Source organism: Pseudomonas kitaguniensis (genome assembly GCF_049199985.1).
Classification (GTDB): Bacteria; Pseudomonadota; Gammaproteobacteria; order Pseudomonadales; family Pseudomonadaceae; genus Aquipseudomonas; species Aquipseudomonas kitaguniensis.
In genome coordinates this window covers 639,086-660,261 of sequence record NZ_JBLZPT010000001.1, presented here as the reverse complement: position 1 = coordinate 660,261, position 21,176 = coordinate 639,086, and the positions used below count along the sequence as shown (strand labels likewise).

At 61.3% G+C, this 21,176-nt stretch carries 13 protein-coding genes and 1 pseudogene; 2 read left to right on the top strand and 12 right to left on the bottom strand.

The window, feature by feature from the left end; genetic code table 11:
- Positions 1–110: 110 nt before the first annotated feature.
- From ACOZK9_RS03110 to ACOZK9_RS03070, 9 genes are all read right to left on the bottom strand, one after another.
- The gene (locus tag ACOZK9_RS03110; protein WP_421555257.1) at positions 111–2,621 is read right to left on the bottom strand and encodes a fimbria/pilus outer membrane usher protein; all 2,511 of its coding nucleotides are present in this window, start codon (positions 2,619–2,621) and stop codon (positions 111–113) included.
- Positions 2,622–2,720: 99 nt separating this feature from the next.
- Positions 2,721–3,461 (bottom strand): fimbrial biogenesis chaperone, encoded by a 741-nt coding sequence (locus ACOZK9_RS03105; RefSeq protein ID WP_421555256.1) that lies wholly within the window; start codon positions 3,459–3,461, stop codon positions 2,721–2,723.
- Between the two features lie 76 nt (positions 3,462–3,537).
- Positions 3,538–4,149 carry a fimbrial protein gene (locus tag ACOZK9_RS03100; protein ID WP_058412835.1) on the bottom strand — a complete coding sequence of 204 codons (612 nt, stop codon included), beginning with the start codon at positions 4,147–4,149 and terminating at the stop codon, positions 3,538–3,540.
- Positions 4,150–4,343: 194 nt separating this feature from the next.
- Positions 4,344–4,991, bottom strand: coding sequence for a response regulator (locus ACOZK9_RS03095; protein WP_122250344.1), 648 nt, complete (start codon positions 4,989–4,991; stop codon positions 4,344–4,346).
- A 31-nt stretch (positions 4,992–5,022) separates the two neighbouring features.
- A complete protein-coding gene (locus ACOZK9_RS03090) occupies positions 5,023–8,184 on the bottom strand; it encodes a hybrid sensor histidine kinase/response regulator (RefSeq protein WP_421555255.1) in 3,162 nt (1,053 codons plus the stop codon).
- An 82-nt stretch (positions 8,185–8,266) separates the two neighbouring features.
- A complete protein-coding gene (gene pvrR, locus ACOZK9_RS03085) occupies positions 8,267–9,460 on the bottom strand; it encodes a response regulator cyclic di-GMP phosphodiesterase PvrR (RefSeq protein ID WP_058412832.1) in 1,194 nt (397 codons plus the stop codon).
- On the bottom strand, positions 9,447–12,245 hold the full coding sequence (locus ACOZK9_RS03080) for an ATP-binding protein (protein ID WP_421555254.1): 2,799 nt from the start codon (positions 12,243–12,245) through the stop codon (positions 9,447–9,449). Before ACOZK9_RS03080 ends, pvrR begins: the two co-directional genes overlap by 14 nt.
- Positions 12,246–12,303: 58 nt before the next feature.
- A complete protein-coding gene (locus tag ACOZK9_RS03075; protein WP_058412830.1) occupies positions 12,304–13,284 on the bottom strand; it encodes a fimbrial protein in 981 nt (326 codons plus the stop codon).
- Between the two features lie 23 nt (positions 13,285–13,307).
- On the bottom strand, positions 13,308–13,997 hold the full coding sequence (locus ACOZK9_RS03070) for a fimbrial biogenesis chaperone (protein WP_421555253.1): 690 nt from the start codon (positions 13,995–13,997) through the stop codon (positions 13,308–13,310).
- 199 nt (positions 13,998–14,196) lie between these two features.
- On the opposite strand from ACOZK9_RS03070, the gene ACOZK9_RS03065 reads away from it, so the two are divergent.
- Positions 14,197–14,718: a chemotaxis protein CheY gene (locus ACOZK9_RS03065; RefSeq protein ID WP_152749471.1), complete on the top strand. Its 522-nt coding sequence runs from the start codon at positions 14,197–14,199 to the stop codon at positions 14,716–14,718.
- On the opposite strand, the gene ACOZK9_RS03060 is transcribed toward ACOZK9_RS03065, so the two are convergent.
- Positions 14,719–17,031: an FdhF/YdeP family oxidoreductase gene (locus ACOZK9_RS03060; protein WP_421555252.1), complete on the bottom strand. Its 2,313-nt coding sequence runs from the start codon at positions 17,029–17,031 to the stop codon at positions 14,719–14,721. It lies immediately after the preceding gene.
- A 253-nt stretch (positions 17,032–17,284) separates the two neighbouring features.
- On the opposite strand from ACOZK9_RS03060, the gene ACOZK9_RS03055 reads away from it, so the two are divergent.
- Positions 17,285–18,415, top strand: coding sequence for a catalase family protein (locus ACOZK9_RS03055; protein WP_058412826.1), 1,131 nt, complete (start codon positions 17,285–17,287; stop codon positions 18,413–18,415).
- On the opposite strand, the pseudogene ACOZK9_RS03050 reads toward ACOZK9_RS03055, so the two are convergent.
- Together ACOZK9_RS03050 and ACOZK9_RS03045 are read right to left on the bottom strand one after the other, a co-directional pair.
- A pseudogene (locus ACOZK9_RS03050) lies at positions 18,401–19,605 on the bottom strand (DUF1835 domain-containing protein). The gene ACOZK9_RS03055 and the pseudogene ACOZK9_RS03050 sit on opposite strands and share 15 nt — an antisense overlap.
- A gap of 227 nt (positions 19,606–19,832) precedes the next feature.
- Positions 19,833–21,164, bottom strand: coding sequence for an OprD family porin (locus ACOZK9_RS03045; protein WP_058412824.1), 1,332 nt, complete (start codon positions 21,162–21,164; stop codon positions 19,833–19,835).
- Positions 21,165–21,176 lie beyond the last annotated feature (12 nt).

Sequence of the window (21,176 nt, the reverse complement as noted above, 5' to 3'; positions counted from 1 at the left end):
GGCTTGCTCCCGATAGCAGTTTTACAGTTGATACATGAGTTGACTGACACACCGCTATCGGGAGCAAGCCCCCTCCCACAGTTTGACCGAGTTAGGCTTGGGAGATTGGGTCAAGGCTCACACACCAGCACCTGCTTTTCATAATTCAACGCCTTATTTTGCGGCCCCAGCGCATACGATGCGTTGCAACGGTGCTCGCCCCACTTGATCACCAAGCGCCCTTGATCCTGCTCCACCAACGCCAGCGCATTCCCATTGGGATCAGCAATTGCCAACTGCTTGCCTGCTTCGTCCTCCAGCGAAGCCCCGAACGACAGCGGCTTGCGCTGCGCATCCAACAACTCAAACAGCACCCGCCGCCCGCTGGTGCCGCTGTAATGCGCCACCACCACAGCCCCGCGGCGCGGCACCAGTTGCTGCGTGGCGTTGGTGATTTCCACATCGCCGCCCAAGTCGCGGGTGTCCAGGCTGATCCAGTTCACCCGATACGGCTGCGCATTCGGAATCACCGCATAGCCGTTATAGCCGGTCTCGACCCCGCTGTAGCTGCTGATTTTCGCCCCGGAAACACCCGGCACCTCGGCCAGTGCGAAGGTCTCACTGACGGTCTGCCCCAGGTTGATGCCGCCCGCGTGCGCCACCACCGAACCGGCGAGGTTGAGGTTCTGCGAGTTGTAGCCCTGGCCCTGGCTGTAGCCGAGGCTGACGTCCGCCACCGACGTGCGGCTGTTGAGGTTCACCGAGCCGGAATCGCCGCTGCTGTCGCTGTGCCCGGCTTGCACCGAATAAAAGGTGTCGCTGGTGTCGGCGACGTAGCCGTTGAGGCCCGCTTGGGTGGTGGTGTCGCCGCGTTGGCGGCTGGTGCTGACAAATGCGCGTGGCGCGCGGGCCTGGCTGCCGAGCGGGAAGGAAATCGACAGGTTCAACTGCGTGTCGCTGCTCGGCTGGCCTTGGCTGACGATTTGCTGGGTGCGCGTTACGCCGAGGTTGTAGCTAAGGTCGCCCCAGTTGCTGGTGTAGCCGGCGGAAAAACTCTGCGAGCCGCCGCGGTTCCAGTAGCGCTGGTCGCTGGCGTTCACGTACAGGCTGCCCAATTCACGGTTGCGCCCGATGCTCTGGTTGATGGTCAGGTCGGTGCGGGTTTTCGAATGGCCGGTGCGCACGCGCAGGCCTTCGCTGCTGTCTTCAACGTGGTCGGTGAGGGTGCGGTAGCCCTCGGTGGAATAGCGGTAGGCGGCCAGGGTGAAGTTGGTGTCGGTGCCCGCGAAGGTTTTCGCATACAGCGCGCGCACGCTGCTGCCTTGGGTGGTTTGCCCCTGCGCCTTGCTGGTTGAGTGGGTTGTGTCCAGCGAGAACGCGCCGAGCGCGGTGTTTTTGCCGGCGCCGATCGACAGCGCGGTGTAGTCCTCGCTGGTTTGCAGGCCGACAATCGCACTGAGGTTGCTGGTCAAACCGTACGCCAGCGTACCGCTGAGAAAACGCGGGCTGGCGAGGCCGTCGGCATTGCTTTTGAACGTGCCCGCCGAAACGCTGTACTTGACCTGGCCTTCACGCACCATGATCGGCAGGCTGGAAAACGCCTGCTGGGTGACGCGGCGGCTGCCGTCGGCTTCGATCACGGTAATCTGCAGGTCGCCGTTGGAGCCGCTGGGGTAGATGTCGTTGATCTCGAACGGCCCCGGCGCGACGCTTGCGGTGTAGAGGATATAGTCGTTCTGGCGGATCTCTACCGTGGCGTTGGTTTGCGCCACCCCCCGGATCACCGGCGCATAACCGCGCTCGCTGTCGGCACGCATGCCGTCGTCGGAGGCGAGTTTCAGGCCGCGATAACGCACGCTGTCGAACAGGTCGGTGTCCGAGAAAATCTCACCGGCGCTGAACTGCCCCTTGATCGCAGTCACGTCATGCTGCGCATAGGTGCGGTTGCTGGTGTAGGTGTTCGGGCGCCCGGTGCCGCCACTCAGGTTCGATTCGTTGCGCAAGCGCCAGGCGCCGAGGTTGATGCCGTTGCGCAGGCCCAAATTGTTGGCGATGCGCGTGTCATAGTCGCCGGCGCTGCGGCTGCTGCTGAGCTGGTAATTGATGAACGCGGCGCTTACACCGGCGTCCCACAATTGCGGGTCGACATACCCGCGCAGGCCGCGCTGCATGGCCACTTGTGGAATGCTCGCCATCAGGCGCAGGCGGCTGCTGTCGTAACGCACGCCAGCGTCCTCAATCAGTTGCGCCAGGTCGTAGCATTCTTGTGGCTGCTGCGGGTCGATTTTGCCCTGGGCCTGTAACCGGCCCATGTCGATGCCCAACTGCTTGAGCAGGTCGAGGCTCAGGCAGGCTTCGACCCGAGCGTTGTGCGGGTTGCGCTTGAAGTTGATGTCGCGTCGGCCGACCAGCACTTCGTTGCTGTACAAATCGACGCGGTAATTACCCGGCAACACGCTGTTGGCCGAGAGCAATTGCTGCAAGTCGACGGGTGACTGCGAGCCTTGCAGGAAGGTGGTGTTGAAGGTTTCCGCTGCCTCATCGGCGGTTGCCCAAACAGGCAGGCTGGCGGCCATCGCGAACGACAGTGCCTTCAACTTCAGTGCGCCACGCGCGGGCCTGTTGCTGGAAAGAAAAGACATGCGAAGACCTGTGACATCCCGGATTGGCCAACAGCCGCGCGCGCCAATACGCACGCGCGGTGAGCCTGTGGGTTAGCGAAAGTGCTTGGGGTTAAGCGCTTAGGGTTTGCGGCGTGACTCAGTTGCGTGCACAGCTACCGCAGCGGCGCTGGGCAGGGCCGCGCTGTAGTGGTTCTGTGCGCCATAGTCGTTGATGCTGGAAAACGACAGCTGCACCGGGCCACTCGCTGGCGCTGCGCTGAGCGGGAAGCGTTTTTCCTCGCCGGGCGCAATCATCGTGGAGTCGCTGGCCAGTTGCGCCTGCACCTTAATGTCGGCCATGGACACGTGGTACAGCGTCGGGTTTTTTACCTGCAAGACGCTCTGCGCACCGTGTTTGACCAGCGACCACTCAAGTTGCCCGGGCGCTTGTTGCGCGCTGCCGGCCAAACCGGCAGGGCGGAAAAAAATCTTGATGCGTTGGCGGATAGCCAACTGCAACGTGTTCTCGACCTCACTGGCCTTGGGTATTTCCTGCACATTCAGCCACACCACCGATTCACGGTCGGTGGGCATGCCCTTGCCTTCATAGAGGATGCGCAACAGTTGCTGTTCCTTGGTGAACACGCGTGCCAATGGCGGGGTGACGGCAAACGGTGCACGGCTACCGTCGGCATCGTTCATGTCGACCCAGGACTGAATCAATACATCCTGGTTGCCGTTGCGCACGGTGATATTGGCTTCCTTGTGGTCGCCCTCGAACACGATACGGGTGGCATTCAGTGAAATGCTGGCGGCGGCCTGGGTAGCCATTAGCATGCCCAGCAGCCCCAGACATGCGGCGATAGAACGAGGCAGCATGAGGGTTATCCAGTGTCGTCAAAAAAGAATGGCGAGGCCGTATGGCCTCGCGCGTTCGGTGCACGGGGCGCCGGGGTTACTCGTACTGCAGGATGAACGGCAGGGTGGCATCACCGCGACCGGCGGTGGCTGTGCCGGCGGCGCCGGTGGTCACATAGGCCGCCGCAAAGCTCAGGGTGGCATCGCCGCCCTCGCTGCCCTGGCCACGCATGGCGCTCTCGATGCGTGCGGTGGTCGGCGAGCTGAGGTTGATCAGTGCGCCTTTGTCGTCGAGCAGGGCGATACCGACGTTTTGCGCGGTGGCCGAACCCGGGGTCAGTGCCAGCACGTTTTTGCCGGTGACCAGGCCCGAACCGCCATTGTTGGCGTCAAAAATCATCGCGACTTTGGTGCCCTGGTTGCAGTTGACGTTCAGGTTGAAGTCTTTGGCGGTCACACGGCCGGCGGTTGGGTTTTCGGCCGTGCCCATGTCCTTGATCGACACGTTGCCCATATCCACCGAAATGGTGCGGTCGGCGTTGGCGCCGTCTACCGAGCAAGCGTCGTTGTTAATCACGCCGGTGAAAGTAATTTTGCCGCTACCGCCCAAAGTCGGGGTGGGTGCTGGTGCTGCTTCGCCCTCGGCAAATGCACTGCCGGAGGCGGCGATAATGGCCGAGGCGATAACAGCCAGGGAAAACTTCTTCATGTTGAGGTCCGTAAGTGTTAGTTGAAAAATACTGCTGTTGAACTGCGAGGAAAGAGTAAGGCGCACGGCGCTACGAGCAAATAAGACGATTCTTATAAGCGTTGGAACAGGCGGGTTAGTTGCACGGCGGGGCAGGCAAAAGCCCAGCAAATAAAGGGCGAAGCCATCGGCCAGGAATGGCTTTCAAGGGGGGCTTAGTTGAAAATGTTACGCGCCAGGCAATAGGCGAGGAGGTCCTGGTCGCTGCTCACTTCAAGTTTGCGCATGGCCGATATTTTTTGTGCGCTGATGGTCTTTGAACTGCGGCTTTGACGGCGTGCAATATCGCTGACGCTCATGCCCGAGATAAACAAACGGAGTATTTCGAACTCTTTGGGTGACAACGTAGTAACGCGTTCGTCGAGCGCGGTAAGTGTCTCGATCACCGAGGTTTTCGGCGGTTCCAGGCTGCGATAAGCGCTGTGCTGGGCAATCGCCTTGAGCGCGAGTTGAATCTCGGTGTGCAACTGGCTTTTCTGGATGATGCCGACCACGCCCAATTCTTGCAGACGCGTGAGGATCAGATGATTGGAAATCATCGTGAGAATCAGTATCTGCACCTGCGGAAAATGCCGTTTCAGGTACTCCACCAGCTTCAGGCCGTCACCGTAGGGCGAGTCGCCGGGCATGTTGTAATCGGTGATCACAATGTCGGCGCCTTGATGCTCCAGCAGCTCGATCAGGCCCGCCGAACACACGGCTTCGCCGACCACTTGAAAGCGCGTGTCGCGCTCCACCAGTTCGCGTACGCCGAGCAGTACGATCGGGTGATCGTCCGCGATAACCACGTTGAATTTTTTCATAAGGGCCGTCCGTAATGCCAGTTCAAGTAAGTCAAGTGCGCGGGTGCTTGAGCGTCTCCAGGACGGCCGACAAGCGCTGCATTACAGCCTTCACCTTGAGCTCAAGCGGGGTGTCGAGGCTGCCACGGTTAAGGGCGTTTTCAAGTTCGATGCAGGCGTGGGCCAGGTTCAGCGCCTGCACGGCGCCTAGCGCCCCGGCGACCGAATGCAGCAATTGGCCAAGGCCGTGTGCGTCGCGTTGGGCCAATGCCGCGCCGATGCGCTGCATGTCTTGCTGCACGCTGCTGATGAACAGCGGGCGCATTTTTTCCGAGAGTTGCACGCCGTCGTCAAACGACTCGGCGGGTGGCTCCTGCGGCTTGACTTTGCACAGTTTGATTAACTGCGCGCGCAGGGTTTGCAGGCTCAAGGGTTTGACGATCCAGGCGTTCATGCCCACCGCCAGGCAGCGCACGCCTTCCTCGCGCATGGCGTTGGCGGTGACGCCGATAATCGGCAACAGCCGGTCATGTGCCCTGAGGGCTTTGGCCAGTTCATAGCCATTCATCAGCGGCATGTTCACGTCCGTCAACACCAGGTCGAAGGCGTCGGGTTGCCACAGTTGCAGCGCCTGCTCGCCATTGGCGGCCAAGGTGACCGCGCAGCCGAGCGCTTCGAGTTGTTCCTTGATGATCGCCTGATTGATCGGGTTGTCTTCAGCCACCAGAATGCGCAGGCCCAACTGCCCGGCGCTTTGTGGCTGGGCCGCGGGTGGCGGCTCATGTTTGCCATGCTGGGCCAGTGCAACGGTGGCGGCGATGGCACGCACGTCGTGCATATCCACCACCCAACCTTGCGCCGAGTGCAACGGCGGGCTGTGCGCGCCGGGCACGCACAGCACGCGTTGACCGGGCCAAGGCTGGGCGGGCTCACCGGGCAGCATGTCGACCAACACGGCATCGCGGCTGGCCTGTTGTGGCATGGGGGCGGCCAGCGCCGCCGTTATGCCCAGGCGATTCAGCCAGTCACACAGTGACTCGGCCAATTCGCGTACCGGCGCCTGCACATAAACCGGTGTCGGGCTGGGTTCAATAACCGGCGGGTTGCTCAGTGCGCCGCAGCACAGTGGCAGGCGCATTTTCAAGGTGAAGCTGCTGCCCAGGCCCGGTTCGCTGACCACCTTGATTTCGCCGTCCATCATCTGCGCCAGCCAGCGGCAAATCGGCAGCCCCAGCCCCGCGCCGCCTTCAATGGCCGTGTCTGGCGCCTGGTAAAACAGGTCGAACAGCTTGGCCTGCTGCGCCTCGGGAATGCCCACGCCAGAGTCGGTGACCTGCCATTCGAAGTCGACGTTATCGGCATCGCGCGCCGTAACCCTGGCGCGAATCACCACGCGCCCAATGTCGGTGAACTTGATCGCATTGCTCACCAGGTTATTGAGGATCTGGCGAATACGCATCTGATCGCCCATCACGCAGTCCGGCAACTGCGCGTCGATGCAGCTGTAAAGCTGCAAACCCTTGCGCTGGGCGGAGGCCGCGTAGGTGTGCAGGGTGTCTTCGAGCATGTCCAGCGGGCAGAAGTCGACGGCTTCAATCGCCATTTGACCGGACTCTATTTTCGACACGTCGAGCACATCGCTGATCAACTGGAACAGCGTGGCGGATGAGCGCTGGATGGTCTGCAAATAGGTTTTCTGGTGCGCATTCAAGTCGGTCAGGCCGAGCAACTCCAGGGTGCCGAGTACGCCATACAGCGGGGTGCGGATCTCATGGCTCATGGTCGCCAGGAACAGCGTCTTGGCCTTGTTGGCGGCGTCGGCGGCGCGGCGCGCGTCTTCCAGCGCGCAGGCGTCGTCGATGTGCCGGGTGATGTCGTTGAACGCGTATAAACGTACGTCCTCGGCCTGATAGCGGGTCGATACAAAGCCCACTTGCAGGTGCCGACCTTCGACTTCCAAATGGGTTTCGCCGCTCTCGGCACTGTCGTGCACCGCGGCGAGGGCGCTGACCAGCCGCGCCGTGCCAGGCCACTGCTGCGCGCGCTGGTTTTCGATCAACACCTTGCCATCGCTGCGGCGCACCACACACAAACCGGTGGGCGCGGTGTCGATGATCACGCGGCTGAACGCCACGCTTTCGGCAATCCGTTCGTGGGCCAGGCGCGCCGGGGTAATCACCTGGCGCCGATACCAGCGGCTACCGGCCCAGCCCAGGCTAATCAGGCTGACAAAAAACAGCGCCAAGCTGCTGAGCGGCCACAACGCCGAGTGAAAGAAGTGTGAGTAATTCAGCGCATAGATCGCGCTCCAGGGCTGGTCACCGGCTTGGGTGATTTTGAATTCAAAGCCGCTGGCATTCACATGCACGCCATCGCTGAGCTGTGCGCTGACCGCCGGCCCGATCATTCGGTTACCGTCGGGTGCAATCAGGGTAAAACGGTCAAACGCGGAGTGCTCCAGCGCGCGCTGTACGTCGTCCACTTGGGCCACATCAAGCAAGGTGCCCACCACGGCCTGGCCCTCACCGGCGAGTGGCAGGCCGATATACGCCAACAGGTGGTCGGGCGCAGGGCCAGCTTGCCAATACACGCGATTTTGTTCCAGCGGCTGCGGCGTCTGCTCAAGGGTCTGCTGCACGGCATTGACCAGCGCCATCAGGTTGCCGGTGTCTTCGGTGATTTCCCGGCGTTGGTAGCCCACCGACGGAATGGTGAGGGTGTAGGGCGTGTGGCGGTTGATTAAAAACGTTTGCGGCGCTTCATACGGCGACGAAGACCAGAACGCGCTGTAGTAGCTGGTCAGGTGGGCGCCCAGCGCAAAGATCGGCGGCCGGTCGGCGGCGGCGATTTGCTGCTCATCGAATTTGACGTTGAACGGCACCGAAAACGAGTATTTCTGGCCTTCGTACAAGGTGCGATGGTTGTCGATCATGCGGCTTTTAAGGCTGACCTGCACGTGCGTCGCGCGCGTCAGTTCGGCCTGGATGCCAGGGTGCGTCAGGCTTTTGAGATACGACTCCTGCTCCGCCAGGTTTTCCATCAGGCGCGCAAAATGAAAGCGCGTGGCGCCGTAACGGGTTTCGACGCTGCGTTGCAGTGACCAGTAATTGGTGAGCACCAGCAACAACGCGATGCCGATCAGCACCATCAGGCCTTTGTTGAGGCGCAATGAGCTGCGGGTGAAGGCTTCGAGGACCGCGTTGTTGTGCTTCATCAGGGGCTTCCGCAGGCGCAGGATAAATCGGCACTGGATGCAGCTTACTCCTTATTAAAGGACAAATAATCCAGGCCGGCTGCTAGTGAGATGTCGCAGGGCCATCATTGTTCAACAGCTGTTGAAATTGATCCGAAGACACCGCGTGGGAAATCAGAAAACCTTGCACCTGGTTGCAGTCGATCTTGCGCAGCAGGGCCAGTTGCTGCGGTGTCTCGACACCCTCGGCGACCACGGTGAGGCCGAGTTTGCGGCCCAGCGCGATGATGCTCGCCAACGCCTGGGCGATGCCTTCGTTGTCGTGGCTGCCCTGGACCAACGCCTGGTCGATCTTGAGTTCGGTAAACGGCGTCGACACAAGGTTCAGGTATGAGCTGTAGCCCTTGCCGAAATCATCCTGCGACAGGCCGAAACCCTTGATGCGCAGGCGGCAGGCACCGGCGTAAAAGTTGCTGATGTCTTGCGGCACCGAGCATTCCATCAACTCAAAGCAGATCAGCCCCGGAATGCCGTCGTGGTGCAGCACGAATTCGAGCAAACGGTCGGCCAAATCGTGGCTGTTAAGCAGGTGCGTGGGCAGGTTGATCGACACCGGTATTTCATAGCCGCGCTGGCGCCAGCGCTCCTGCGCATGGATCGCCTGTTTGAGTACCAGCCATAACAAGCGCTCCTCCAGTTCGAACGCCTTGATCGCCGGCAGGAACGCACCGGGCAGCATCACCCCTTGCTCGGGGTGCATCCAGCGCACCAGTGCTTCGGCGGCGACGATACGCCCATTGTCGAGGGATTTTTTCGGCTGGAACCAGGCCTGGAATTGGCCGCTGCTCATGGCCTGCACCAATGTGTGGCGGTCGATGTCGAGGTGTTCGGGCAATGCGGGGGAGGGGTTGCGCACTTTGTGCCGGAGCTGGTCCACCAGGCTGCGCAAGGCGTCGGCGGCGACCGGTTTGGAGATCAGCCCGATCACCTCCACATCCAGGTTTTTCGCTACCAGGCTGGCCGCCATCAGCATGCGCCGTGACGCCGCGCTCATGATCGCCAGCGCCGGCTTGCAGCGCAGGCTGGCCAGGCACTGGATAAACTGCACGCCGTCCATGCCCGGCATCAACAGGTCGGTCAGCACCAGGTCGAAATCGCGCTGGCGCAGGCGCTCCAGCGCTTGTTTGCCGTCCTCGGCGGTTTCGAGCCTGAAATCCCCCAACTCACTGAGCAGGTGCTGCAGGTAGATGTGCTGCAGGGGATGGTCCTCAACAATCAAAATACTAAGGGGCTTCATGGGTGATCCGTGCATAAGGCGCCAGGGAGTTGAATAGAGCCCGCAACGCAAAGGGTTTGACCAGGCAATGGTTCATGCCCGCGGCCAGGCACAGGTCGGCCTCGCCGCGCATGGCGTTGGCGGTGGCCCCGATAATCGGCAGCGGGCAGCCTTGGCGGCGCAGTTCGCGCGCCAGTTCATAACCGTTGATGTGGGGCATGTTCACGTCCGTCAGGACCACGTCGAAATGGCCGGCGTTATACAACTGCAACGCTTCCTGACCATCGGCCGCCACCTCCACGGTGCAGCCGAGTTCTTCGAGTTGGTCGCGCAATATCAACTGATTGATGATGTTGTCTTCGGCCACCAGCAAGTGCAGGTTCAGTGTGTTCAGATCACGCTGGCGCGTTTGCTCATCGGCGCGGGCCACCCACAGCCCCTGCGCCTGGCTGAGCGCCTGATGAATCGCACCGAGATGGTTGAGGTTGACGTGCCACGCAGCGTCTTGCACCTCGATGCCGTTGCAGGCCTGGCTGCTGATGTGAATCACCGGGCCTGGCCATTCGGGCACCAGCAATGGGTCGACGCTGCCGGGGTGCACTTGCAGCAGCAGATGGCTGTCCGGCAATGTCGGCAGCCCGGTCTGCGCCCTGGCGCCCCAGCGGCGCAACCAGCCGCTGATCGAATGCGCCAATTCCGGGATCGGTGACACCACATAAATGGTCTCGGCCAACAAGGCAGTCAGCGGCGGCGTGGGCGCTTCTTCCAGCGGCAAAATCAGGCTGAAACTACTGCCCAGGCCGAGTTCGCTGACCATACGAATATTGCCATTCATCAACTCTGTGAGGCGCTGGCAGATCGGCAGGCCAAGGCCAGTACCGGCGACCACATTGGTGTTGCCTTCGCTCTGGTAAAACGGCTCGAAAATCATCGGCTGGTCTTCCTGCGCGATGCCTTTGCCGGTGTCCGAGACTTGCCATAGCAGGCTGGAGCGCTCACCGTCGCGGCCGAGTACTTTGACCCGCAGCACCACGCGCCCGTAGTCGGTGAACTTGACCGCGTTGTTGAGCAGGTTATTCAGAATCTGGCGGATGCGCGTCACGTCGCCAATCAACCGTTCCGGCAGCTTGGGGTCGAAGCAGGCATACAGTTGCAAGCCCTTGCCCTGCGCGGCGGCGGCATAGCCCTGGACGACTTCGTGAACCAGGTCCAGCGGTGAGAACTCGCTCAATTCCAGCGCCAGTTGCCCGGCTTCGATTTTCGACACATCCAACACGTCGCAGATCAGTTGCAGCAAGGTCGATGACGAGCCTTCGATGGCGTGCAGGTAGTCTTTTTGCTGCGTGTCCAGTTGCGTGCGCGCGAGCAACTCCAGGGTGCCGAGCACGCCGTACAGTGGCGTACGAATTTCATGGCTCATGGTCGCGAGGAACAAGGTTTTGGCGGCGTTGGCCGCGTCCGCCGAGTGCCGCGCTTCCTCCAGCGCCGCTTCTACCTGTTTACGCGCGCTGATGTCGCTGAACGCGCAAAACAGCACGTCCTCGCCTTTGTAGCGGGTCGGTGCGCTGCTCAAGTAGAGGTGGCGGCCGTCAATCGTTTCAAAGTAGTCGCTGCGTTCATGCGGCTCACCGGCGAAGGCTTGCTCTATCCAGCCCGCGCGCAACGCCTCGCGCTCCGGGCCGTTGCCCAGCCACTGCTGGGCCAGGGTGTTTTCCAGCACCACTTGGCCGTCGGTGCGGCGCAGTACACACAGGGCGACTGGCGCGGTTTGGATCACGTCGCGGCCGAACGCTTCGCTTTCGATCAACGCCTGGATGCGATGGATCGAGGGCACGATAAAACGTTGGTCGACGCGGCGCATCACCAGCCAGATCAGCGCGAGGCTGAACAAGCAGAACAACAGCGAACCGAGCAGTTGCTTCCACAACCCGTTGACCACCGCGCGCAGGTCGATGGAATACATCAGTTGCCAGTCCGAGGATTTAAGGTGCTTGCGAATCACCAAGTGGTCGGGCAGCAAGCCGTTACCGACAAAGCCGAAAAAGTTCTCTTCCCTGGGCTTGAGGCGTTGCTGCTTCAACTGTGCGTCGTCGCTGTTGGTGAACACCAGCGCGCCCTGCGAGTTAAGCATCATGAACTCGCCGGCGCTGTGGTCGCCGAGGGTTTGTGACACCTCGCGGCTTTGCATTTCCAGGCCCAGCCAGCCGGAGTCGTGGTCGCGCTCATCAAGACGGATGAAAATGTACAGGTGCGAGTGTTGCTCGGTCGTGTCGCTCAGCCACACCTCGTTCAGCGTGTTCGGGTCGCTGTGTTGCAAGGCCTTGAGACGGTTGAGCATGCACTTGGAAATCGGCAGCACTTGCGCCGTCGCGTTGTACAGGCGCGTCACCTGTGGCGTGGGGTCGGCGTTCACATAGAGCAGGTTGAGCTGCTTGTTCTTGAGGTAGTCGCGCATGCGCGTGGTCAGCCAGATGCTCCACTGGCTGCCGGGCGTATCGCCCAACTGCACGTGCAGTTCTTCGGGGGAGGGCGGGTAAATCGTGGATTGCTTGGGCACCGCGGAGAGGCTGAGGCTTTCGAGCAGCGCCTCGCGGTTGGTGAAAAACGTATGCGCTTCGGCGATCGCGCTGCTCATGTAGCCACGACGTTGGGAAATGTCGTTGTTGAAGGTCGACAGCAGGAAAGTGTAAACCCCACTGAGGATGCCGATGAGCAGCACGGTCGCAAAAATACGCAGCAGCCTTCTGGCGGCTTCGGGTCGGGAGAGGACAGGGTTGATCTGCAGCAGATAACTTTTCAATCGCATTGGCGCACTTTAAGTGTCGGCCAATGCGCGTGGCATAAGACGATCCTTAAAAGGCCGGCTATTTGTAATACATGTCCACCACCACGGCGGCGTCGAACGCGCCGGGTAGCGGCAAGGTGCGCCATTTCACGTCGGCGCGAAATTCATCCTGGCTTGTGCCCCGTCCCATCAACTCCTGCAACGTGAACCAGGTGTTGAAGGGGAGTTGCTGTTGGCTCTCGACGCGCGACAACGAGATGCCCACCGAGCTGTTGTTATCCGGCACCAACAAACCATTGCTTACGCTGCCGCCGCCCGGCGTGGTGGCGAAGCGCGCGCTGACGGTGTAAGGCGTGTCGCAGCCTTTGTTCAGGCCCAAACTGAAGTTTGCGCTGCTGGCCACTTCACCGATCGAGGCTTTGCGCGACGGCGTGGGAAAGCTGACCGTGCTGGGGCTGATGGTCAACTCGGGCGTGCACGGCACGAAGCGAATGCCGTTCATGCCGGTGACCACGTAGTTGAAGTTGCTGTTGGGCCGTGCGTTGAGCCCAAGCACGCCGTCGAGCTGGAACACGCGGTACGCGTTCAATGTACTGGCTTGGCCGCTGGGCGGGGTAGGGTCGTACTTCTCGATGAATACGCTGAAGTTAAGGGTGAAGCGTGCGTACTGCCAGCCCGTGCAGTTGGCGGTGCAGCCACGGTGCGAATAGAACCCGGTACTGACTTTACCGGTGCTTTGCGTAATCGGCTGGTTGTTGTAACGGATACCCACGCGAATGCCCTTGCCGATGCTGACGTTGGCCGGGTTGACGTAGAAATACACCAGCTCGTTGCCGTAGTTGTAGTCGTCCCGGCAGATCACATTGGTCGAACGTGGGCCGGATTCCCAGATGATGCTGCCGTTGGGCGCATCGGCGGCGACCGCCAACGCGGTGCCCAGCGCCTCTTGGGTGATGATCGAATCGGTGCCGTCTTCACGGCAGGCCAGCGCATGGCTGGTGGCCGGCAAGACGGCGCAGGCCCACAGCAGCATCGGCAAAAAACGTTGGGTGAGTGACATAGGTGCAAGTACCCCGCGATTGATTACTTGAGTACCGCGCTGCGGCGGGCCTGCAAGCCAATATCGTTGATTTCGGTGAAGTGAAGGGTGGTGCCGGTTGGCAACGGGTTCGGCGCGCTCAGGGTTTTGTGCTCGTAGGGTTTGAGCAGCAGGTAATCGCTGAGCGCCACGTTGTCAGTTTGCAAGTTCACCAGCGATACGTGGAACGCGCTGGGGTTGCTGACCGTGACACTGCGCCCGGCGTCGCTGCGCCACTGCAATTGCTGCACCGCCTCGGCCGAGCCGCCCTTGAGCGCGGGCGGCCGATAGAACAGCTTGAGCCGTTGGCGTATCGCAAACTGCACGCTGTTGGGGTCTTCGGGCTTGAGCGGTATCTCCATGATGTTCAGCCAGAACAGCGATTCGCGATCGCTGGGCAAGCCTTCACCGGCATACAGGATGCGCAATGCGTGATGCTCCCCGGCGGCCAACTGCACCAGCGGCTCGGTGGCGGCAAACGGTACATTGCGGTCGGTGGCCGGTTCCTCGCCGGTGATCCAGGTTTGCACCACCACCTCGCGTGAGGCCTGGTTGACCACGTTGATGCTGGCTGCCTTGTCCTCGCCGAAGTAGATCAGGCGCGTGCCTTCGATCTTCAGCGCCGCGCTGGCGGGCGGCGTAAGGGCCAATATCGCGCTGGTGAGTAACAGCATTCTGAGTAGAAACAGGTGCACAGCAAAACTCCATGGGAGCGTGTGGGGACGCAGGCCATGGTAGGGCGCGGGATGCGCGAGGGCTTTCAGGCGATTCTTAAAAATCAGCCGGGGTGCCGGGGCAGCGTTTCAGAATTGCCTTAAAGGCAGGCTTCGGCGCTGACGGTAACGTGCTCGGCGTTGATTGATCGACGTGGCTGCCAACTGTCAGGTTTACCCTATGTCCAATAAAGCGTTACGCCTTCTGATTGCCGATGCAGACCTGCTGCAGCGGGTCAACATCGAAAAAATGCTCAACCAGCTGGGCTATTACCGGATCGCCCCGTTGAGTGCGTTCGACCAATTGCAGGCGTTGACGAAGGCGGGAAGCGTGGCGTTCGACCTGTTGATCATCAACACCGCGCTGGTGCCCGCGCGGCAGGTCAACCTGTTGAAGTTTTGCCATGACAACCCGTTGATTCGCCACACGCTGATCTATGACGGGCGCTGTGCGCAGCGTTCACGGGCGTCGGTGTTGGTCAGCCAAACCTTGCACCTGTCGTTGGCGCAATCGCCGGACCTCAATTCGCTGCGCCGTTGCATGGAAATCGTCGACCCGACGCACAGTGCACCGGTGGTCGAGCGGCCGACCTTGCGCGCTGTCGACACACGCGTTCAGCCACGTTCGGCGACGCCGCGTGCGAACTACCACGGCGACCCGGCGGTGGTGGCCTGCGCGGTCGGCTTGTCGCCCAAACGCTGATCAAACCGGCAGGCTGAGGCGTACCGGCACCGACTTGGCCGCCGGCACCTTGCTGCGCTCGGCGTGGTGCCACAGCGGCACCAGCGGGTTGCATTCAGGGTAATACGCCGCCGCGCAGCCTTCGGGAATGTCGTAAGCGACAATTTCCAGTGGCCCGACCTGACGCTTCACCGCAGGCTCTATCGCGGTGGTCAGCATCACCCCTTGGCCGTTCGCAAAACCCAGCCGCGCGATGTCATTGCAGTGCATGAAGATCACTTCGCGGGTGCCGCTGATGCCGCGAAAACGGTCCTCGTAGCCATAAATCGTGGTGTTGAATTGGTCGTTGCTGCGCAGCGTCATCAGTTGCAGCACGTCGCGCGGCGCTGTTTTTGCTTTCGCCTCGACATTCACGTCATCGTCTTCATTCAGCGTGCTTGGCAGCACAAACTGCGCCTTGCCGCTGTCGGTCAGCCATTCGCGCTGGGCCACGGCAATCGGGCGGTGGAAACCTCCGGGCTCGGCCATGCGCGTTTCCATGTCGTGGAAGATCTTCGGGTAAATCGTCGCGATGGCCGTGCGTACCCGCGAGTAGTCCTCGCTCCAGCCTTGCCAGTCAATCGTGCAGCCCGCGCCGAGCGTGGCTTGAGCCAAGCCGGCGACAATGCTGGTTTCTGCGCGCAAGTGCGGGCTGGCCGGTTCCGCACTGCCGTGCCAACCGTGGATGCAACCGGTGCTGTCTTCGGTGGCCCAGGTTTGTTCGACGCCGTTCTGACGGTCGATCTCGATGTGCCCAAGGCATGGCAACAGCCATTGGTTTTGGGTCGCCAGCAAGTGCGTGCGATTGAGTTTGGTCGCGATCTGCACGTTAAGTTGCAGCGCCTGCCAGGCCGGTTCCATGCGCGAAGTGTCGGGAATCGCCCGCAGGAAGTTGCCGCCCAAGCCGATGAAACCTTGCACCCGCCCCGCCAAAATGCCTTCGCAGGCGTCTACCGTGCACAGCCCCGTTTGCTCCGGGACCTTGAAACCGAAGTGCTGCTCGATCAATTGCACCGGGACTTTTTTCGGGTCTTCGGTGATCCCGACGGTGCGCTGGCCCTGCACATTCGAATGGCCGCGCACCGGGCAGATGCCCGCGCCGGGCTTGCCGAAATTGCCGCGCATCAACAACAGGTTCACCAGCATCTGCACGTTCTGCACGCCATGCCGATGTTGGGTCAGGCCCATGCCATAGACCATCATCACCCGGTGGCTGCGCGCATACACCTGCGCCGCCGCTTCGAGGGCACTGCGGCTGAGTCCGGATTGGCGCTCGATGCGCGGCCACTCGCAGGCGCGCGCCAGCGCCGCGAACGGCTCAAAACCTTCGGTATGTTGCGCAATAAACGCATGATCAAGCACTGCGGCGCGCCCCTCGCGTTGCGCCTGGTCGTCCATCTCCAGCAGCACCTTGGCCATGCCGAGCAGGGCGGCGCTGTCGCCGCCGATAGCGACCTGGTGATACTGGGTGCTGATCACGGTTGATTGCGGGGTGAGCATTTCGACCGGCGATTGCGGGTTGACGAAGCGTTCCAGCCCACGCTCGCGCAGCGGGTTGAAGGTGATGATCGGTACATCACGTTTACGCGCCTCTTGCAGCGGGTGCAGCATGCGCGGGGCGTTGCTGCCGACGTTCTGGCCGAAGAAAAACAGGCAGTCGGTGTGTTCAAAATCCTCCAGCGTCACCGTGCCGACCGGTATGCCGATGCTTTCCTGCAACCCCACCGACGTGCTTTCGTGGCACATGTTCGAACTGTCGGGCAGGTTGTTGGTGCCGTAGGCCCGCGCGAACAGTTGGTACATGAACGAGGTTTCCAGCGACGCGCGCCCCGACGCGTAAAACACCACACTGTCGGGTGGCAGGCTGCGCAATTGCGCACCGATTTCGCGGTAAGCCTCTTCCCACGACGTCTCGCGGTAGCGGTCACTGGCCGCGTCGTACTGCAGCGGATGGGTCAGCCGCCCGTGCTGTTCCAGCGCATAGTCAGACCAGCCGCGCAGTTGCGTCAGCGTGTGCTCGGCAAAGAACGCTGGCGAGGTCTTCAGCGCGGTCAACTCCCACGCCGTGGCCTTGGCGCCGTTCTCGCAAAACTCCAGCGCGTGCGGCTTGCCAGGCTTGGCCCACGCGCAGCTGACACAGGCAAAACCGTCCGGTTTGTTCTGTTTGAATAGCGCTTTGGCCGCTTTGCCGAAGGCCTGTTCACGCCACAGAATTCTCATCACTGATTGTGCGGAACCCCAGCCGCCAGCCGCGTGGGTGTAGGGCTGAAAGTGTTTTTTTGGATAGATGAGCATGGCTGCACCTGAAAGCGTTATCGGTGGGGGATAACGCTACGACGAGTGCGGTGGGCAAAAGGTTCGAGCCAGGTTCCGGGCGGCAGGCTGACCGCTCGTCCGGCGGGCCTGTGGATTTGTTGAACGTCCGTTTATTCGCCCCGGCCATATCCATCACGGCGGCTGAGTTTTCTGATCCCTGAGTTTTCTGATCAATGCCTGCCGATAAAAAAATAGCCTGTCGTGAATAGCATGCCGAGCGGAGATACACCTGATGAACGACCTACCTGCAGTTAGCCCAGCCATTCAGCCTTTGCCCTTTGAGCCGTCATTCGAACAGATCCCTGAGGATGAAGCGCAGACCAGCAAGGAGTTGGCCGAAACGCTTCGCGGCATCATGCAAACCACTTTTGAAGACAGTGGGCATGCCACACGCAGCGTGCACGCGAAAGCCCATGGTCTGTTGCGTGGGCACATCACGGTGCTGGACAACCTGCCCGCCGCCCTGGCGCAAGGCGCGTTCGCCAAACCAGTGAAGCTGCCGGTGTTTATGCGCTTTTCGACCAACCCTGGCGACGTGCTCGACGACAAGGTTTCCACGCCCCGTGGGCTGGCGGTGAAAATCGTCGGCGTAGACGGTCCACGGCTACCTGGCAGTGACGGTGAAGTGACTCAGGATTTCGTCATGCAAAACGCCAAGGCCTTTACTGCCGCAACGCCCAAGGCGTTTTTGAAAACCCTGAAGCTGTTGGCGAAGACCACCGACAAGGCTCCCGGCATGAAAAAAGCCCTGTCGGCGGTGCTGCGTGGTGTGGAAGCGACGATTGAATCGCTGGGCGGCGAAAGCGGCACCCTGAAGAGCCTCGGCGGCCACCCGCAAACGCATATCCTCGGCGAAAGTTTTTCCAGTGTGGTGCCGATGCTCTACGGCCCGTACTACGCCAAAGTGGCGGTGGTGCCGGTGTCTTCGAACCTGACCGCGCTGACTGATTTGCACGTGGACTTCGGCGACAACCCGAACGGCCTGCGCGCCGCAGTCGAAGCCTACTTTGCGCAGAGCGGCGGCACCTGGGAGGTGCGCGTGCAGTTGGCCACCGACCTCGACAAAATGCCGATTGAGGATGCCTCGGTGCAATGGCCTGAAGACCTCAGCCCGTATGTCACCGTGGCGCGTATCGAGCTTGAACCGCAGGCGGCCTGGAGCCCTGAAAACGTGCAGAAAATTGACGATGGCATGGCGTTCAGCCCGTGGCACGGGCTGGCCGCGCATCGCCCATTGGGGGGTGTGATGCGCGTGCGCAAGCCTTCCTACGAGATGTCGTCGGGGTTTCGCGCCGAGCACAACGGCTGCCCGATGCATGAACCGCGACTGGCGCAGGATGCCGGGCCGTCAATCACGCCATAACGGCAGGTTCTCGTCAGTCAGCGTCCAGTGCGGCTGGCGGGGTTTGAGGCAGACCCCGCCGACCCAGCGCTCGTGGCTGGCGTGGTCGAGCCAATACGCATCTCCCTTGAGCACTGAGTGCCCCAAAGCGGTCAGTGCCAACCCGCGCCGAGGCCAGGGTTGCGCGGTGTCGGCTTCGCTGAGCAACGGCTGCTCGCCATCGATCAACGGCCGCAGCAACGCGTGAAACATCATGTCCCCGAGGAACGGCAGCGGCTCCCGCTTGCCTATCAACTCCGCAAAGACCCGGCCGAACGGCACCGCGCCCACCTCGGCGATGTAGCTCAGGGCCAAGCGTTCGGTCAGCGACAATCCATCCTGGCTGCCCGGCAATTCCTGTAACTGTCGGCGCAAAGCCCGCGCCATCAACGGCAGCGCCGTGTGTGTGCCGTGGGCCAACTGCGAAAGCTTCACCGGCGAACTGTCGCAGTAGGCCGCCCACGCTTGTTTGGCCAGATTTACCGCTTGGTCATCGATAACGCGTCGCTGCGGCCATAACCACGCCAGCACGTCGGGCGCCAATTGGCCGATGCCGATAAAACGTTCAACACCCGGAACATGATCGACCTCGATCAGCTCAAGCGTGTTCGGTGCATGTTCAAGACCTGCCAACGCGCGGATCAGGAATAACTGGTCATAAGCATCCGCTTCGCACCACAGCACGCTGTGAGCGGCGCTGGCGAGGGTTTGCAGCCGGTTGTATTCATCGTCAACGCGATGCGCTACCTCGCTGTGGTCGATGGCAAAGGCCTGGCTGATAAATGAGCTGCGCACTGCGCGGAATTCCTCGCGGGGCAGGGCGCGAACCGGGCCCATGCACAGTGGGTCGCTGAGCATCTGAAACTGCCCCTTGAACCCGCCAACTTAAGGCTGTGGGCAATGTCGTTGCCACAGCGCCAGTGGCAGGTGCGCGCTTCGTCGCTGGCGGCGAAATCGGGGTGGCGGGCGGCGAAGTCGATGGCGTCGACGTGCGCTTTAAGCTTGGGCCAACTGCTGAAGCCGAGTTGTTTGGCGATCTGCCATTGGGCCTGCGACAAGGTGGCGGCGGGGTCCTGGCTTTTCAGGCGCGGCAAGAGTTCCTTGGCGCGTTTGCGCTGCTGCTCCAGGTTGAGGCGGCCATCGGTAGTGGAGGCTGAAGGATGTTGCGACATACGATCTCCTTGCACAGACCTTTTCCGCTTAAAGGTTGGGAGTCGTAGAAATGAGGTGAAGCGTGATTGTCTTGGGCGCAGCCCTTTCCGCGGAAGGTGGCGTAGAGAGCGCCAGGCGGTAAATATAAGGCACTGCGGCGGCGGATTGCAACGGGGTTTCGCGCATCGAGCAGTGTGGGGCGAGCCTCGCGCAAGGCTCGGCCCCACTGTCGCCCGAGTGTTGGCGTTTACAAAATGCTTAACGGGTAGCTGATGATTACGCGATGTTCATCGCTGTCGCGTTGGGTGGTCACTTCCGTGCGCAACGAGGCGTGGCGCAAGGCAATGCTCAGGTTCTTCAACGGGCCTTGCTGGATCACATAGCTGACCGTGAGGTTGCGTTCCCATTCGCTTTTATCGCCGGTGGGCGTGCGTATGTTCGAGCCGCTTTCGTACATGCCGAGGAAGCTCAGGCCGGGTACGCCGACCGTGGCAAAGTCATAGCCGTAACGCACCTGCCAAGTGGTTTCGCCGGCGCGCTGGAATTTGCCGATCATCGACTCGGTCATGAAGTACGCCGTGGAACCGTCACCCTGGTTCAGCCACACCGCGTCGCTGTCGCCGCTGACTTGTTGCAGGCCGGCAGACAGTGTATGGCCGTTGATCAAATACGTGAACTGGGCACTGCTCAGGCGGCTGTCGACTTTGCCTTTGGTCACGCCGTTGCCGTAGTAGCCAAAGGTGTAGAAGGCCGGGTCGTTGCTGTTGGCGCCATCGGAACGGTTGTCGAAGTGCCGCAGGTCGGTGCGCAGGGTGCCGGGGCCGATCTGCCAGTCGTATTTCAGGCCAAGGAAGTGCTGTTTGTAGAAGTCCTGAAGGTTGCCGTAGTAGTACTGCAAGGTCAGGTCTTTTGTCGCTTTGTAGTCGACCCCGCCGTAATAGAACTTGTTGACGAATTCACCGGTGACGGCATTGTTGGCGCCCGGAATCGACATGCCCATTTGGTTGCTTGAGCCGCGACCTTTTACGTGTTCCAACTGGCCGAGGGTGAAGGTGAAATGGTCGAGGTCTTTGGACTGCACCTGGCCCCCGTTGAACGTCTGTTGCAGCATGCGATCGGTGGCCATCACGACCGGCAGCATCGGCACCAGGGTGCCGTATTTCAGCTCGGTTTTGGCGAACCTGGCCTTGGCGGTCATGCCCAGGCTGCCGAACTCATCCACCGCGCGGCCATCGGAGCCGGTGGGGAACACGTTGCCATTGAACGCGGTGTGTTGCGGGTTGTAGTGGCGACCTTTGCCGGAGTCCAGGCGCACACCGAACATGCCGATAGCGTCGACGCCGAAACCTACCGCGCCTTGGGTGTAACCCGACTCGAAGTTGGCGATAAAGCCTTGGCCCCATTCCTGGGTGTAGTTAGGGTCTGCCGCGCCGCTGCGGTTGTCGGCATTGCTGAAGAAGTTGCGGGCCAGCACATTCAGCTTGCTGTCTTCCACCAGGCCTGCGGCATAGCCTTGTTGGGCGATGAGCAGGCCGCAGAGGCCGGCCAAAACGGTGGGTGCGCGATTGAAAAGCTCCATCGGAGTGATCCC